General features: G+C 67.3%; 12 protein-coding genes. 10 read left to right on the top strand and 2 right to left on the bottom strand.

Going from position 1 to position 15,947, the window contains the following annotated elements; all coding sequences use genetic code 11:
* Positions 1–5 precede the first annotated feature (5 nt).
* From DSX2_RS16790 to DSX2_RS18455, 6 genes are all read left to right on the top strand, one after another.
* Positions 6–1,061: a glycosyltransferase gene (locus tag DSX2_RS16790; protein WP_020882195.1), complete on the top strand. Its 1,056-nt coding sequence runs from the start codon at positions 6–8 to the stop codon at positions 1,059–1,061.
* Positions 1,058–1,894, top strand: a complete 837-nt coding sequence (gene xrtA, locus DSX2_RS16785) for an exosortase A (protein WP_020882194.1) — start codon at positions 1,058–1,060, stop codon at positions 1,892–1,894. Before DSX2_RS16790 ends, xrtA begins: the two co-directional genes overlap by 4 nt.
* Before the next feature lie 10 nt (positions 1,895–1,904).
* Positions 1,905–2,537, top strand: a complete 633-nt coding sequence (locus DSX2_RS16780) for an exosortase C-terminal domain/associated protein EpsI (protein WP_020882193.1) — start codon at positions 1,905–1,907, stop codon at positions 2,535–2,537.
* Between the two features lie 17 nt (positions 2,538–2,554).
* Entirely contained in the window at positions 2,555–4,780 is a 2,226-nt protein-coding gene (locus DSX2_RS16775; RefSeq protein ID WP_020882192.1) for an ATP-binding protein, read from the top strand.
* 55 nt (positions 4,781–4,835) lie between these two features.
* Entirely contained in the window at positions 4,836–6,203 is a 1,368-nt protein-coding gene (gene prsR / locus DSX2_RS16770) for a PEP-CTERM-box response regulator transcription factor (RefSeq protein ID WP_020882191.1), read from the top strand.
* Positions 6,204–6,311: 108 nt separating this feature from the next.
* Positions 6,312–7,100 (top strand): hypothetical protein, encoded by a 789-nt coding sequence (locus DSX2_RS18455; protein ID WP_020882190.1) that lies wholly within the window; start codon positions 6,312–6,314, stop codon positions 7,098–7,100.
* A gap of 371 nt (positions 7,101–7,471) precedes the next feature.
* Here DSX2_RS18455 and DSX2_RS16760 read toward each other — a convergent pair whose 3' ends face one another.
* Positions 7,472–7,849 (bottom strand): PilZ domain-containing protein, encoded by a 378-nt coding sequence (locus DSX2_RS16760; protein ID WP_236615138.1) that lies wholly within the window; start codon positions 7,847–7,849, stop codon positions 7,472–7,474.
* 506 nt (positions 7,850–8,355) lie between these two features.
* Here DSX2_RS16760 and DSX2_RS16755 point away from each other — a divergent pair.
* Positions 8,356–9,792, top strand: a complete 1,437-nt coding sequence (locus DSX2_RS16755) for a sigma-54 dependent transcriptional regulator (protein WP_020882188.1) — start codon at positions 8,356–8,358, stop codon at positions 9,790–9,792.
* Between the two features lie 61 nt (positions 9,793–9,853).
* Here the strand turns inward: DSX2_RS16755 and DSX2_RS16750 are convergent, their stop codons facing one another.
* Positions 9,854–10,372 (bottom strand): PilZ domain-containing protein, encoded by a 519-nt coding sequence (locus DSX2_RS16750; protein ID WP_020882187.1) that lies wholly within the window; start codon positions 10,370–10,372, stop codon positions 9,854–9,856.
* A 340-nt stretch (positions 10,373–10,712) separates the two neighbouring features.
* On the opposite strand from DSX2_RS16750, the gene DSX2_RS17850 reads away from it, so the two are divergent.
* Genes DSX2_RS17850 through DSX2_RS16735 form a run of 3 tightly spaced genes read left to right on the top strand, consistent with a single transcriptional unit; the run spans position 10,713 to position 15,891 of the window.
* Entirely contained in the window at positions 10,713–12,053 is a 1,341-nt protein-coding gene (locus DSX2_RS17850; RefSeq protein WP_052014826.1) for a diguanylate cyclase, read from the top strand.
* Positions 12,050–13,231, top strand: coding sequence for an FIST signal transduction protein (locus tag DSX2_RS16740; RefSeq protein ID WP_020882185.1), 1,182 nt, complete (start codon positions 12,050–12,052; stop codon positions 13,229–13,231). The genes DSX2_RS17850 and DSX2_RS16740 overlap by 4 nt, the downstream gene beginning before the upstream one ends.
* The gene (locus DSX2_RS16735; RefSeq protein ID WP_020882184.1) at positions 13,228–15,891 is read left to right on the top strand and encodes a PAS domain-containing hybrid sensor histidine kinase/response regulator; all 2,664 of its coding nucleotides are present in this window, start codon (positions 13,228–13,230) and stop codon (positions 15,889–15,891) included. The genes DSX2_RS16740 and DSX2_RS16735 overlap by 4 nt, the downstream gene beginning before the upstream one ends.
* Positions 15,892–15,947 lie beyond the last annotated feature (56 nt).

Here is a 15,947-nt window from a genome sequence, read left to right as displayed (position 1 = left end):
CGGTGATGAAGATCCTGACCACGGTGGCCGGAAGGCAGGGCAAGTTCTGGGGCAGCCGCACGCAGGTGGCCGATCCGCGCTGTGTGGACGTGCTGCAGAGCCCCATGAGCCCGAAAAGGCGCCATCTCCTGGCCCTGGCCGTGGCCTGGCGCATGTACCGCATGCGCGGCGCCTACGACGTGGCCGTCATCGACGGCGGCCCCATCGGGCAGTGGTTCTCCTGGATGCAGTCGCTGCTGCCGTTTCCCCGCGTGCCCACGCTGATGATCGACTGCCTGTGGTACCGCGACGGGCGGCCCCTGGTGCAATGGCTGAAGCGCCTGCACAAGCGCCTCTCGGCGCGGAGCGTGGACCGCTTCCTGGTCTGGGCACGCCACGAGGTGGCCGAGTACGCGCGGGAGTTCGGCATCCCGGAGGAGCAGTTCGCCTACCAGCCCTTCCACATCACGCTCGAGTCCTACGACTTCGACGTGCGCGACGAGGGCTTCGTCTTCGCCGGGGGCAACGGCGACCGCGACTATCGCGTCCTGGTCGAGGCCGCGCGCGGCCTGCCCATCCCCGTGTTCATCGCCACCACGGCGAAGGAGAGCCTCGCGGGCCTGGAGCTGCCGCCGAACGTGACCGTGCAGGGCGTAAGCCACGAGGAGTTCCGCCGCCGCATGGCCACCTGCCGCGTGGCCGTGGTGCCCATGCGCGGGGGGCTCCTGCACTCGGGCGGACAGCAGACCTTTCTCAACTCCATGTACCTGGGCAAGCCGACGATCGTGGTCGGGCCGCGGGTGGCGGAGGGATACGTCGAGCACGGCCGCGACGGCCTGGTGGTCGACTACGGAGACGCGGCCGGACTGCGCGCCGCGCTCCTCGGCCTGTGGCAGGACGAGGGGCTGCGCGCCCGCCTCGCCGAGGCGGGCAGGGGCCGCGTCTCGTCCATGACCACGGAGGAATTCATGAAGGACATCTACCGCCACGCCATGGACGTGGCCGGACTGACGGCCGGGACCGGGACCATGCCCGGGGCGGCCGGAGCCGGGAAGGCCGAGAAGGCCGGGGAGGAAGGATGAGTTTTGCGGAAAGCCTGCGGCGGTATAGGTTCGAGCTGCTCGGCCTGGTCGCGCTGCTCGGGGTCACCTACGGCATCATCGTCCAGGGGATGGTCAGCGACTGGATCCGGGACCCCAACTATTCGCACGGCTTCCTGGTGCCGCTCATCGCAGGCTACCTTTTGTGGCTGCGGCGGGGCGACCTGGCCCAGGCCGAGGTGCAGCCGAACAACGCCGGGCTGCCGGTGATCCTCGGCGGTGTGGCCGTCCTGCTGCTCGGCTGGCTGGCCTCGGAGTTCTTCACCATGCGCCTCTCCCTGCTCATCATCCTGGGCGGCAGCGCGCTCTACCTCTTCGGCCGCCAGGTCTTCGACATCGTGCTCACGCCGCTGCTCTACCTGGTGCTCATGATCCCCATCCCCTACGTGATCTACAACGTGGTGGCCTTTCCCCTGAAGCTCTTCGTCTCCGACGTCTCGGTGACGGCGCTGAAGGCCATGGGCATCGTGGTCTGGCGCGAGGGCAACATCATCATGTTCCCGGACCTGACGCTGGAGGTGGCCGACGCCTGCAGCGGCATGCGCTCGATCATGTCCCTGCTGGCGCTCTCCGCGGCCTACGCGCTCATCTTCCACACCTCCAAGCGCGACCGGATCATCCTCATCCTGGCCAGCCTGCCCATCGCCATCGCCACCAACGCCCTGCGCGTCATCGCCACGGGCGTGCTCTCGCGCTACTTCGGCGCGGCCGCGGCGGAGGGCTTCTTCCACGAGTTCGCCGGGCTCTTCGTGTTCATGGCCGCCGTGGCCCTGCTCCTGGGACTGGGCACCCTTCTCAAGAAGACAGCGAAATAAGGACTGCGAAATGATACGCCGCACGCGCTTTCTGGTCGTCGCCCTGCTGCTCGCAGGCTCCTGGGCCTACATGTTCCTGCACCGCGACATGGAGGTGCCGCTCGACCGGCCCTTCCTCGAGTTTCCTGCCGTGCACGCCACCTGGCGCATGATCGGGCAGTCAACCCTGAGCCCGGGCGTGCTGCAGGTGCTGAAGCCCACCGACTACCTGAACCGCCGCTACATGGACGCGGCCGGGAACCGGGTGGACTTCTACCTGAGCTACTTCGACGGCGGCCGCTCCACGGGCGGCATCCACTCGCCCAAGAACTGCCTGCCCGGCAGCGGCTGGATGGAGCTCTCCTCGCAGCCCACGACCGTCGAGCTGAACGGGCACAGGCTCAAGCTGGTCAAGGCGGTCTACGGCATGGGCGACACGCACGACCTCATGCTCTACTGGTTCGACGTGCGCGGCCATTCGCTCACCAACGAGTACTCGCTGAAGCTCATGGAACTTCTGAGCTCGGCCATCCATCGCCGCCGCGACGAGAGCTTCGTGCGCATCGTGGTGCCCATCCAGGGCAATCCGCAGCAGGCCTACCAGACCGGCATGCGCTTCATCGAGGACTTCTATCCGGTGATCAGGAACTTCCTGCCCTCGTAGGGAGGGGGACGCAGAGCATGCAGACGGGGCTCCTCTATCTCTCCATGACGCTGTGCGCGGCCGGGCTGGCCGCGATCTTCAGCCTCTACCTGCTGCAGGGCGTGGCGCGGGGCAGCCGCAGCGCGACCTTCGGCGCGCTGGCGGCCGGGCTCCTGGTCGCGGCCGGGCTCGAGACGGCGGACCTCATGGCCGTGCTCCATCCGGAGGCGGCCTCCCTGTGGCTCGGCACGGGCGTGGTCTTAGAGGGCGCCATGTGCCCCACCTGGCTGCTCTTCACCGCGCTCTACGCCCGCGAGTACGAGAGCGGGGGCGTTCCGGCCATGCAGCGCCTGACCCTGGGGCTGGCCGCGCTCATGCCCCTGGCAGGGGGCGTGCTCGCCTGGAAGGGCTACTACTACTCGCCCGACTTCGCCAACGAGCACCTGCTCTTCCTCGAGCCCTCGGCCTTTTACTTCTACCTGGGCCTCGTCCTGTTCACGGTCCTAAGCCTCTTCAACCTGGAGGCCACGCTGGCCAACGCGGCGCACTTCAGGCGCTGGCGCATCAAGTTCACCCTGCTCGGGGCCATCGCCGTGCTCGCGGCCATGCTGCTCTACTACAGCCAGGGGCTGCTCTACCGCTCCATCGACATGACCCTGGCCCCGGCCCGGGCCATGGCCCTGCTGCTGGGCGTGCTCCTGCTGTGGTACTCGGACGCGCGGCGCGGCCCGGACATCCGCATCAGCTTCTCGCGCCGCCTGGCCTACAAGTCCGTGGTCCTGGTGGTGGCGGGGCTCTACCTGGTGGGGCTCGGGGTCATCGGCGAGGGCGCGCGCCACTTCGGCGACACGCTCGGCCGGACCATGCTGCTCGCCCTCGGCTACGCCGCAGGGCTCGGCCTCCTGGTCCTGAGCCTTTCCGAGACGGTGCGGCGCAAGGTGAAGGTCTTTTTGCAGCGCAACTTCTACAAGGAGAAGTACGACTACCGCATCCAGTGGATGCAGCTCACCGAGCGGCTGGCCTCGGCGCGCAGCCAGGAGGACCTGCAGCAGGCCGCGCTTTCCGGCTACTGCGAGACCTTCGGCATCGAGGGCGCGGCGCTCTTCCTCTACGACTACGGCAGCCACGCCTACCAGCCCGCATCGACCCTGGAGATGGGCGCGCGGGCCGGGAGCCTGGGCGAGGACGACCCCCTGGTGGTGCGTCTGCGCTCCACGGGCGCCGTGGTCCCGGTCGGCGCGGCCGGGCAGGCCGCCCAGGAAGGGAGGGCCGCGGCCGCCGCCGGTGGAGACGGGACCGCGCAGGAGGCTGTTGCGACAGGGCTCATGGCGGCCGCCGCTACGGCCGAGGGCGCCCGTGGGACCGAGAGCGGGGACTGGCTGGGCGCGGCGGGCGCCTCGTTCGCCGTGCCGCTCATGCGCGAGGAGTCGCTCGACGGCTTCGTCCTTCTCTGCCGTCCGATCAACAAGTCCGAGCCGTACGACGAGGAGGACTTCGAGCTCATGGAGACGCTGGCCCGGCACGTGGCCTCCGCGCTGCTCAACATGCGCCTGGCCGAGCAGCTGGCCCGGGCGCGCGAGATGGAGGTCATGGGCAAGGTCTCCACCTTCGTCCTGCACGACCTGAAGAACCACGTCTACACGCTCTCCCTGATGGCCGAGAACGCGCAGAAGTTCATCGCCATCCCGGAGTTCCAGAAGGACATGGTGGAATCGCTGGGCAACACTGTGAGCAAGATGAAGATCCTCATCTCGCAGCTCAAGGGCCTGCCGGACCGGCAGACGCTCAGGCGCGACCGGGTGGGGCTCCTGACCCTGGCGCGCGAGGCCACGAGCCTTTTGCAGCGCGAGCGGATCGAGTATACGGGAGAGGATGTCGAAGTCCTCGCGGACCGGGACGAGATGCAGAAGGTCATCCTGAACCTCTGCCTCAACGCGCTGGAGGCTTCGGGCGACGGCAAGCGCGTCGCGGTCGATGTCGGCAGGGCCGAGGACCCTTACGTCCGGGTCGCGGACGAGGGCTGTGGCATCCCGGAGGAATTTCTGAAAAGCGGGCTCTTCGTGCCCTTCAAGACCACCAAGGCCAAGGGCATGGGCATCGGCCTGTACCAGTGCAAGCAGATCGTCGAGGCCCACGGCGGGCGCATCGAGGTCGAGAGCGTTCCGCAGAAGGGCTCGCTGTTCACCGTCTGGCTCCCCGGCGAGCCGGACGCGGCGGGGGCGCCCCGAGGCGCCCGGCACCCGGGGTCTTCCCGGGCGGATTGATCGCGGCCGGGCCCCGCTGCGGCGCGGGCTCGGGCGAGGAAAGGGGACGAGGAACATGGACAACCTGCTGATCGTGGACGACAACGAGGACGTGCTTACCCAGCTCAAGTGGGGGCTGGCCTCGGAATCGTTCAATCTTCATTTCGCCAAGAACGTGGACGAAGCCCTGGCGCAGTTCAGGAAGGTCCAGCCCGGCGTGGTCACGCTGGACCTGGGGCTGCCCCCGCACACGGACAGTTCGGTGGAGGGCTTCCGCTGCCTCGTGGAGATGCTGAAGGCCGGGACCTCGGCCAAGATCATCGTCATCACCGGCAACGACGAGCGCGAGAACGCCCTGAACGCCATCAAGACCGGGGCCTACGACTTCTTCAGGAAGCCCATCGACCTCGACGAGCTGCGGGTCATCGTGCGCCGCGCCTTCCACCTGCACGCCATCGAGCGCGAGGGGCGCGAGCGCGGCGGCGCTAATGCCGCGCCGCTGGAAGACTGCGGCATCGTGGGCTCGTGCCGGGCCATGCGCAACATCCTGGCGCTCATCGACAAGGTCGCGGCCTCGGACGTGCCCATCCTCATCTCGGGCGAGTCCGGCACGGGCAAGGAGCTCGTGGCCCGGGCCATCCACGCCAAGAGCCTCAGGCGCAAGGGGCCCATGGTCTCCATCAACTGCGGCGCCATCCCCGAGAACCTGCTCGAGTCGGAGTTCTTCGGCCACGAGAAGGGCGCCTTCACGGGCGCCGTCTCCACGGTGCAGGGCAAGGTGGAGTATGCGGACAACGGCACGCTCTTCCTGGACGAGATCGGCGAGCTGCCGGTGAATCTCCAGGTCAAGATCCTGCGCTTCCTGCAGGAGATGGTCATCCAGCGCGTGGGCGGCCGCAAGGACATCACGGTCAACGTGCGCATCATCGCGGCCACCAACGTGGACATTCCGAGGGCCATCGAGGCCGGGCAGTTCCGCGAGGACCTCTACTACCGCATCAGCGTGGTCAACATCCATCTGCCGCCGCTGCGCGAGCGCGGCGAGGACGTGCGCATGATCGCGGACCACTTCCTGCGCCGCATCAGCAGCGAGGTGGGCAAGGAGCTCACCGGCTTCACGCCCGAGGCCCTGGCCTTCCTCGAGTCCTACACCTGGCCGGGCAACATCCGCGAGCTGGAGAACAAGGTGCGCCGCGCCGTGGTCCTGGCCAACTCCTCGCGCGTGAGCGCCGAGGACCTGGGCTTCGGCACCGGGAACGGGCAGGACGATTCCTTCCTGCTCACGGACAAGACCCTCAAGGAGGCCCGGGCCATGATCGAGAAGAAGATGGTCCTGGCCGCCCTGACCAAGTTCGAGGGCAACATCGTCAAGGCCTCCGAGGCGCTCGGCATCAGCCGTCCGACCATGTACGACCTGCTCAAGAAGCACGAGATCGAGAACTGATGACCTTTCTTTACAAGAGTCCGCCTTTTCCGATCAGGCCGTATTCTTCATGAGCTATCTGGCTTGGTTCTTGCTGTCTCCTCGGCATAACCGGACAGGAGAACGCTTATGAAACGTCGCACTGTCTTCATCTGGACCATCGTCTTCATGACCTTCCTGGGCGCAGTCTCGGTCAGCGCCTTCTTGATGAAGCCGCCGGAACAGGGAGAATCCATAATCATTCCGGGCTGGAGCCTCGCCCAGCAGGTGGTCAGTAACCTGCGCGGCGCAAGCTTCGGGGGCACCTCCAGGCACTCGGACAATGTCGCGAAACGCCCGATTGCCAAGGCTTTGGGCCCCGCGGGACCGGACTACCCCATCGATTTCATGGGCTCGGTCGCGGACACGGATCCCTGGTCCACCCTGGGACGCGACGGGTTCGGCCGCTCGCCCCACCCGGCCTCGCTCGATGCCCCGGTCTTCCTGACCTACGCCTCCTCGGGCTTCGTGCCCAGCGGCAGCCCGGCCGGGTCTACCGGCGGTGCCGGAATGTCTTACAGCGGCTCCGGCTCCGGCGGCGGCGGTGGCGGTGGCAGCGGCAGCGGCGGTGTCAGCACTCCCACGGGCACCGCGAAGGCCGTCCCGACCCTGGCCTCCACGGGCGTTTCCACAGGTACCGACGGCTCCGGCGGCAGTTCTGGCGGCGGTTCCGGCGACGGTTCCGGCAACGGCTCGACTCCGGACGCCCCCATCAGTCTGGTCGGCTCCAGCGGCGATCCCAACCCCTCCATGCCCGGTTCCGTCCAGGACGATCCCCCTGCGGCGGCGACCCCGGAGCCCGCGACCCTGCTGCTGGCCGGCCCGGCGCTCGCTCTCCTGCCCTGGCTGCGCAGGCGTAGGGGAAAGGCCGCCTCCTGAGGCTTCCCCATCAGTCATAAGCACGTGAGCACGTGCACGGCGGGACCCCGGCTCAGCGGGATCCCGCTTTTTTTGGGCCGGGCGGCCGCGTGGCGCGTGTGAATGGGACGCCGGGCAGGCGTGGGCAGGATTCGCCGTTCGGGCGGCCAGGCATCCAGAGGGGGGCACAGCGACGCGGCGCAGGGATTTTCCCCAAGGATGGGGGCGGCGCGCAGAGATGTCCGCGATTCTCGGAAGGATGCCCTGAGAGGCAGGCAGGAGCGAAAGGGAGGCGGGCGAAAGTGTCAGGTTTTGAGGAAAAACTGTCGTGGAAATTTACAGTCCATGCCCGGCGCGGCGACGCTTCCGTGTTTGCCGGAAAACGCCGTATCCTACATGAGATAGCGCTGCATGATCGAGTGGCTGCCCGGGTCGGTCTGGGAAAAGCTTGCGCCGATGAGGTATTCGCCGCTCTTTTCCTCGACACGCTGGGCCGCGCAGCGGAAGCTCACGGGAAGCCCGGTGTCGGTGAACGAGAAGAGGATCTCGAAGTCGTCCGTGGCCGTCTTGCTTTCCGAAAGCAGCCCCTGGACGTTGTTTTTGTCGATCTGCAGGCAGACGCCGGAGAAGGATATGTTCAATATCTTCGCCGCCCTGTACCAGCCGATCTTCTTCCCCTTGTCCCGGATGTAGATGACTGCGGGGAGGATGATGTGCTCGCGCCTGAAGGCGCGGCGTTCCGCGGAGGTCTTTTTGTGAAGATTGCTCATATTTATGAATTTGTTGAGGATTCCTTCTGCGAGGGCAGGCGCGTTGGTCCCGTTCTCGCGTGCAATGTTCGACAGGGCATCGTATGCCGATGAGCTGATCTCGATCATGGTGCGTTTTTTTTCGTCGATCATGACGTGCCGGGGGTCGTGGTTTTTTCGGATACCTGTCAACAATGAAAGTATCGTGCCAAACACGGCGGCCGTGGTAGAAAAGACTGCAAACAAGAGCAATCGGGGCATCGGGCACACGCGGCTGAACGCCGTGACCGAATATTTTGTTGCCAATGGTCCTGTTTTCCCGCATACGAAAAAATAAGTGACTCAGAGTGCAGCGTGGTGGTCTGTGATGCCGCGTCGTACCCTGCTTCGCGCAAAGTGAGGAGGTTCCGGGCGCGACGTGCTCGGCCGCCCGCATGGCCGACAGGCGTGCGGTACGCCGGTCCTGGTCGGAAGCCGCTTCCGTTTGCGGATATCGCTTTCGGCGACAGGTGGTTCAAGGAGAGGCAATGGCGAAAATTCTTCTGGTCGACGACCATGAAGTCTTCTGTCTGACATTCTCGGAGATGATACGGCGTCTCGGGCACGACTGCGACACGTCCCTCTCGCTCGGGGAGGCCGAGAAGGCCATAGGCCGGACGTGCTACGATATGGTTTTCCTGGACGTCTCCCTGCCCGACGGGAACGGACTCGACTTCATCGCCCAGGTGCTGAACACGGAATGCAAGCCCGAGGTCACGGTGCTCACGGCCAACGGCGACAAAGGCTCGGCCGAGCGCGCCCTGCGCGCGGGCGCCTGGGACTACCTGCTGAAGCCCATCCGCTTCCGCGAGCTGCAGGTGCTGCTCGAGCGGACGCTCAGGCTGCGCGACTCCAAGAAGTCGCTGCGCAACGACAAGCAGTTCGAGCGCAGCTCCATCGTGGGCAACAGCCCGCAGCTCGAGAAGTGCCTGGACCAGGTGGCCATCGCCGCGCAGGGCGGGGGCAACATCCTGATCACCGGCGAGACCGGCACGGGCAAGGAGCTCTTCGCCCGGGCCATCCACCAGAACAGCGCGCGCGCCGGGCGCGAGTTCATCGTCGTGGACTGCACCAACCTGCCGCGGACCCTGGCCGAGAGCCTGCTCTTCGGCCATGAGAAGGGCTCCTTCACCGGCGCCCAGGAGGCGCGGGAAGGGCTCTTCAAGCAGGCGGACGGCGGGACGATCTTCCTCGACGAGATCGGCGACCTGGACCTGGACATCCAGAAGTCGCTCCTGCGCGTGCTGCAGGAGAAGAAGTTCAGGCCGCTCAGCTCCAAGCGGGAGATCTCGAGCGACTTCCGGCTCATCGCGGCCACCAACCGCGACCTGGAGGAGATGGTCCGGCAGGGCAGGTTCCGCAGCGACCTCTACTACCGGCTGCGCACCCACGTCATCAAGCTGCCCGCGCTGCGCGAGCGCGCGGGCGACATCCCCCTGCTCATCGACTACTACGTGGAGAAGACCTGCGCCAACCAGTCCATTCCCGCGAAGAAGGCCTCGCAGGACTTCCTGGACGTGCTGCTGCGCTACGACTGGCCGGGCAACGTGCGCGAGCTGGCCAACGTGGTCTACAGCTCGGTGCACAACGCCATCTACGACGACGTCCTGAACCCCTACCACTTCCCCATCGAGATCCGCATGTTCGTGGCCGCGGGCAAGATCGAGGCCAGCGACGACGCGGCCCCGCGGGAGCGCGCCAGGGAAAAGGCCCCCCTGGCCGTGTACGCGCCGGGGAGCTGCCAGCTGCAGAAGCTGCGCGACGTGCGCAAGGTGACCATCAATTCCATGGAGGAAATGTACCTCAAGGAGCTGGTGGGGATCTGCGGCAGCTCGGTGCGCAAGGCCTGCAAGATGTCCGGCCTTTCCAGAGCCAGGCTCTACGAACTGCTCCAGAAACACAACATCTCCCTCAAGGGCCGCTGAGCGGTCTCCGCTCCGGGCGGCCGGCCGGGGCACGCCGGGACAGGCGGCCCGTCACGGCCCGTCAGTCCTTCTGCCGCGGCAAAAGCTGGCTGAGGGCGCCGATGTCGCCCGCGGTCACGCTCCTGAACTCGCCGCAGATGTAGACGCTGTCCAGGTATTCCACGCGGCTCGTGTCGCACTTGACCGAGATCATCTGCTTGCCCGCCGCGTCCGCGAAGGCGATCTCGAACTGCCTGGCCAGGTTCAGGTTGTCGTAGATGCCGTCCCCGCCGCTGTCTATGCGCACGCGGATGCCGCTGAGCGAGCAGTCGTCCACGCGTCCCTTGTAGAAGAGGGGGATGGTGTCCGGCAGGTAGACGCGCAGGACAGCGGGGAAGGAGACCTTGGCGCGCAGATGGCGGCGGCGTTCCTTTTGCCGCCCGCCGCCTAGGCCGAGCTCTCCGGCGTACAGGGCCAGGGCCTTGCGCATGACCGCGTCGGGACTCTCGGCGACCTGTCTGGCGATCCTGTCCAGATATTCGAACGTTTTGGCATCTATCAGCGATTGCTGAACGTTTTTTTCCCGGGTGGTGTTTTCCATGTGCGCCGTCCGTCTCTTTGCCGACTTGCCCGTGTTTTGGTTTTCAATTTGCAATGTCGACTGAAAGAGCCATTTTCATGCCAAGTGGAAAAAGAGCGCACGCCATACACCAATCCCTTGTGTACCAGGGATTCAGCCCGAAAAGTTCGACATTCTTTTCCAAGGGCTCTGTCCACGTTTGCCGGACAAAAGGCATCCGCTCCGTCCATACGGCCCTGTTCGTCACCGCCTTTCCCGGACACTTCCGGGGCAAACGGAGCACGGAATGAAAGCACCGGCCATGCTTGACCATCGGCCATCGGCCCCTCTCGGGCATCCCGCCGGAGACTCGGCGGGGCATGTGCCCGCAGGCACCTTCGCCTTTCCCCAGGGGATCATGCCCTTCGTCCGCCAGAAGCGGCAGGACAGCGCCGCGTCCGTGCGCGACCTCATGCTCCCGGCCTCCACGCTTCCGAGCGTGGAGCGCTCCGTCGCGGTCTTCGAGGGCATGCGCGTCCTCTCCCTGGGCAATGCGGACTACGTGCTCGTCTTCGCGGACGGCCGCCCGCAGGGCATCCTCATGGGCGAGGATTTCTCGCGCCTGGTCGAGGCGGGCTGCGACCTCTGGCGCACGCCGGTGGGCCGCGTGATGCGCAAGTGCCCGCCGAGCGTCGCGCCGGACGAGGATCTGCAGGAGGTCTCGCGCCTGATCGCGCACAACGAATCCAGGCTGGCCCTGGTCACGGACCGCGACGGCACGCTGCTCGGCACCGTGGAGCGCGCCGCGGTGGAGGAGGAGCTGGCGCGCGCCGGGGAGGGCTCGGGGACGGGGCTGGATGCCTGCGCCCTGCGCATCCTGGACGAGCTCGCGGACACCGGAGTGGTGGTCGCGGACGAGCGCAACACCATCGTCTACTTCAACCAGACAGTGCAGGGCATGTTCCCGGAGGGGCTCGGCATCCGCAAGGGAGCGCTGCTCGACGAGGCGAGCCTGGCGGCGCTCGTGAGCGCCGAGCGCATGGGCGAGATGCGCGAGCGGCTGAGCCGGGGCACGTCCTACGAATTCTCGACCGAGGTCTCGCTCGCGGACTCCCGGCTGATCCTCAACTGCACCGCCCTGCCCCTGCGCGACGAGACCGGCCGCGCGGGCTCCGTGCTCCTGCTGCGCGACGTGACGCGACAGGTGGAGGAGCTTCGGGCCATGCGCCGCCTGGCGCTGCGCGACCACCTCACCGGGCTTCCCAACCGGGCCATCTTCATGGAGCGGCTGGAGAAGGAGATCAAGCGCGCCGGACGCTACGGCGGCAGCTTCGCGGTCATGCTCGTGGACCTGGACAACTTCAAGGAGATCAACGACGAGCACGGCCACATCATCGGCGACGTGGTGCTCAAGGCCATCGGCAAGCGGCTCACGCGGGCGCTGCGCGACTCGGACACCGTGGCCCGCTTCGGCGGCGACGAGTTCACCCTGGTCCTGCCCGAAGTCGCCGACGACGAGTCGGCCAGGGCCATCATCGGGAAGATCGACGCGGAGATCGCGCTGCCCGTGAGGGCCAGGAACCTCGGGCTCGCCGTGGGGGTCAGCGTGGGCTACGCCATCTACCCCCGGGACGGCGCCACGGGCGACGAGTTGATTTCCTTGGCCGACATGCGCATGTATGAGGCGAAGCGCCAAAGGAAAGGGCAGGGGAACGGACGGTGAGGGACCCGGATTTCACGGTCGCGGTAGGGCACAGCTTCACCGCCGACCACGACGCCGCGGTGGAGGCGGTGCTGCGCGCCTGCGCCAGGCGTCTGGCCGGGCGTCGGCCGTCGGCCGGGCTCGTCTTCGCCTCGTACGCGACCATGGACTACGGCCGCATGCTGCGCCGCATCATGGCCGAGTACCCCGGGCTCGAACTCGTGGGCTGCGCCGCGGCGGGCGAGATGTCCGAGCGCGGCATGCGCACGGGCTCGCTGCTCCTCGTCCTCTTCGCCTCGGACACGGTGCGCTTCTTCTCCGGCCTGGGCGAGAACGTCTCGCAGGACCCGGGCCTGGCCCTGCGCCAGGCGAGCATGGGCTGGGACGGGGCGGCCGGGCCGGGGGACGTGCTCCTGCCGTTCTTCGACGGCGTGCGCTGCACCGGCTGCGACATGGAGTCCCTGTTCGCGGCCGCGGGCCTCGGGCAGGCCTCGGTCTTCGGCGGCTTCTCGGGCGATTTCCTGAAGACGCACGGCGCGGTCCTCTTCCACAAGAGCCGCGTGGCCGCGGACGCGGTGGCCGTGCTCGGCATGTCCGGCGTCGATGTCTCGCACGGCCTGGGCAGCGGCTGGGTGCCGGTGGGCGCGGACATGTCCGGCCTCGCGGCCGAGGGCGGCAGGCTTTCGCGCATCGACGGCGAGCGCGTCCGGGACCTGTACCGGTCGCACATCGGCGAGGACCTGGACATGGCCCCCTATTTCCCCCTGGTGATCCGCAGCAAGGCCTCCGGGGCCGTCTACACCCGCTCGGCGGCGGCCCTGGACCCCGAGGACGGCCACGGCGACTTCCAGGGGGGCTTCCCCGGGGCCGACCTCACGGCCAGCTTCGGGGTCATCGGCAGGCGCGAGATCGTGCTTTCCAGCGAGAAAGCCGCGATCACGGCCCTGCAGTCGCGGGAACAGGGGCGGACCTGCTTCGCCCTGGCCATCTCCTGCGGCGTGCGCAAGGACATTCTGGGCCAGAGCTGCGACGCCGAGCTCGAGGCCCTGCGCGGGGCCCTGCCGCCGGACGTGCCGCTGGCCGGGGTCTATCTCACGGCCCAGGTGGCGCCCCTGCCCGGGGTCGCGCGCTCTTTCGTGCACAACAATTCGTTCAGTCTCGTGCTCTTCCAGCTGCGAAACGGGGAGAAGGAGAGATGAAACACGCCAAGGCCTCCTCCGCGCGCAAATGCAGCTACAAGGAGATGATCTCCTCCGGGCGCAACTCGGACATCGCCGGGCGCTACCAGAACTGCCTCGTCTCCCTGCTGACCAAGCTGCGCTACGACAACCAGACCACGCAGCAGGGGCTCGAGTCCCTGCTGGGCGCCATGCGCGCCATGCGCAAGCGCGACGGCTCCTTCCTGCCCGAGTGGCTCGGCGACGAAGAGGGCAAGGGCTCCGCGCAGGCCGCGGCGCTGGCCGCGCCGCAGGGCCGCGACTACAATCTGGTCTTCGAGCGGATGCGCGAGGGGTTCGCCTATCACAAGGTCCTCTACGACGAGATGGGCGCGCCCGTGGACATCGAGTACGTGGACGCCAACAAGGCCTTCGAGCAGCAGACCGGGCTCAGGCTCTGCGACGTGATCGGCAGGCGCCTCTCGGACATCTATCCCAAGGTGCACCTGGACGGCCTGGAGTGGATCAGGCTCTTCGGCCGCCTGGCAGCGCAGGGCGGCCACGAGCAGCACGAGGTCTACAACGAGGAAGCGGACAGGTGGTTCCTGCTCTCGGCCTTCAGCTCGGAGAAGGGCTATTTCGCCGGACTCTACGTGGACATCACGGAGCGCAAGAAGGCCGAGGAGCGCCAGCGCATAAGCTCCCAGCGCCTGCAGAACGCCCTGCGCATCGCGCGCACCGGAAGCCTCGAGTTCGACTTCCAGTCCGGAGCGCAGCATTCCTCGGAAGAGCTGCACCAGATCTTCGGCTATCCCGGGAAGGCGGACTTCACCATCACCTTCCAGGACATCATCCAGCTCGTGCACGAGCCGGACCGCGCCGCCTTCAAGGCTCTGCTCGACGCCGCCGTGGCCTCCCCGACCCTCGTGGAGGGCGACTTCCGCTTCGCCAAGGTGACCAAGGAGGTCATCCACGTCCACGCCACGATCCACGTTGAGCGCAGCGAGAGCGGCAGGCCGCTCAAGCTCTTCAGCACCTACCAGGACGTGACCGCGAGCCGCTGCCTGCAGGACCGCCTGGAGCTCTCGCTCAGGGAGGTCATCCAGGCGAACAAGGCCAAGAGCGACTTCGTGGCCACCATGAGCCACGAGGTGCGCACGCCCATGAACGCCATCAAGGGGCTGGTGGAGCTTCTGAAGGAGACGCCGCTCTCCACGGACCAGCGCAAGTACATCGAGATCGTGGGCGACTCCATCGACCATCTCGTGGGCATCATGAACGAGGTCCTGGAGTACTCGCGCGCCGAGACCGACAGCCTGGAGATCGCGCGCCGTCCCTTCGCCATCCGCGAGGACCTGGAGAGCACGGCCATGGTCATCGAGGGCATGGCGCGCAAGAAGGGGCTCGACTTCGAGCTCGCGGTCGTGGATTCCGTGCCCAGGACCCTGGTGGGCGACTACGGCCGCATCCGGCAGGTGCTGCTGAACCTGGCGAGCAACGCGGTCAAGTTCACCGAGCGGGGCGCGGTGCGCATACAGGTCAGCGCCGCGCCGGACCTGCGCGATGCCGAGGGCGGGGTCTCCCTGCGCGTCGACGTCACGGACACGGGCATCGGCATCAGCCACGACAGCATCCCCTGCATCTTCGAGCGCTTCACGCGGCTGCAGGACGGGCTGTGCCTGAATCGCCAGGGCGCGGGGCTCGGGCTCGCCATCTGCGACAGCCTGGTCAAGAAGATGGGAGGGCTCATCAGCGTGGAGAGCTCGGTGGGCAAGGGCTCCACCTTCTCCTGCATCATCCCCTGCGGGGTGCAGCCGGAGGCCGCGCCCCGGGACGAAGGCTTCCCGGCGGCGCAGCAGCAGGCCGCGCAGGCGGTGGGGAATCTGCGCATCCTGGTGGCGGAGGACGAGCCCAACAGCGCGCTGCTGCTCAAGGTCTTCCTGAGCAAGAACGGGCACACGGTCAGCGTGGCCCGGGACGGGCGGGAGGTACTCGACATCCTGCGCGAGACCCCCTGCGACATCCTGCTCCTGGACCTGCAGATGCCCTCCATGGACGGCCTGCAGGTGGCCAAGGAGATCCGCTCCGGCTCGCTCGGCGAGGAGACGGCGGGCATGCCCATCATCGCCATCACCGCCCACGCCTTCAAGGACTTCGAGGAGCTCTGCGCCGAGGCGGGCTTCGACCATTTCATGACCAAGCCCGTGCGCTTCAAGGAGCTTCTGCAGGCCATCACCATGTGCATGAGCAAGGGCGCGCAGGCCCCGGGCATGGCCGCGGGCGAGAACTTTGCGCGCGGCCTGGTGCTCAACGCCGCGGAGCTCGACGAGCAGTTCGGCGGGGACAGGCAGTTCGAGAGCCGCATCGTGGCCTCGTTCCTCGAGCGCGACAAGATCAACATGGGTGAGCTCTGCACCCACGTGGACGAGGCGGACTTCGCCGCCGCGGCCAGGGTGGCGCACTACATGAAGAGCTCCTTCGACACCATCTTCGCCGAGCGCTGTTCCGGCCTCGCGCGCAAGATCGAGAACGCGGCCAAGGAGGGTGACGAAGCGGCGCTGAAGAGCCTCTATCCGGAGCTCGTCCGGGAGGACGAGCTGCTGCAGGACGCCCTGATCCAGCGCCTGGCCGGGACCGCGCCGCGGAGTCCGGCGGAGCGTGCCGCGGCGAGCTTTTCCTCGGTCCGGTACGACCCGGTCTGAGTCCGGCCCCGGCCCGGGGCTGGACTCCGGAGGGAAAAGCGTCTATTGCGGGCTTT

It is taken from the genome of Desulfovibrio sp. X2, from assembly GCF_000422205.1.
Taxonomy (GTDB): Bacteria; Desulfobacterota; Desulfovibrionia; order Desulfovibrionales; family Desulfovibrionaceae; genus Alkalidesulfovibrio.
This window is presented reverse-complemented; position numbering and strand designations above follow the sequence as displayed.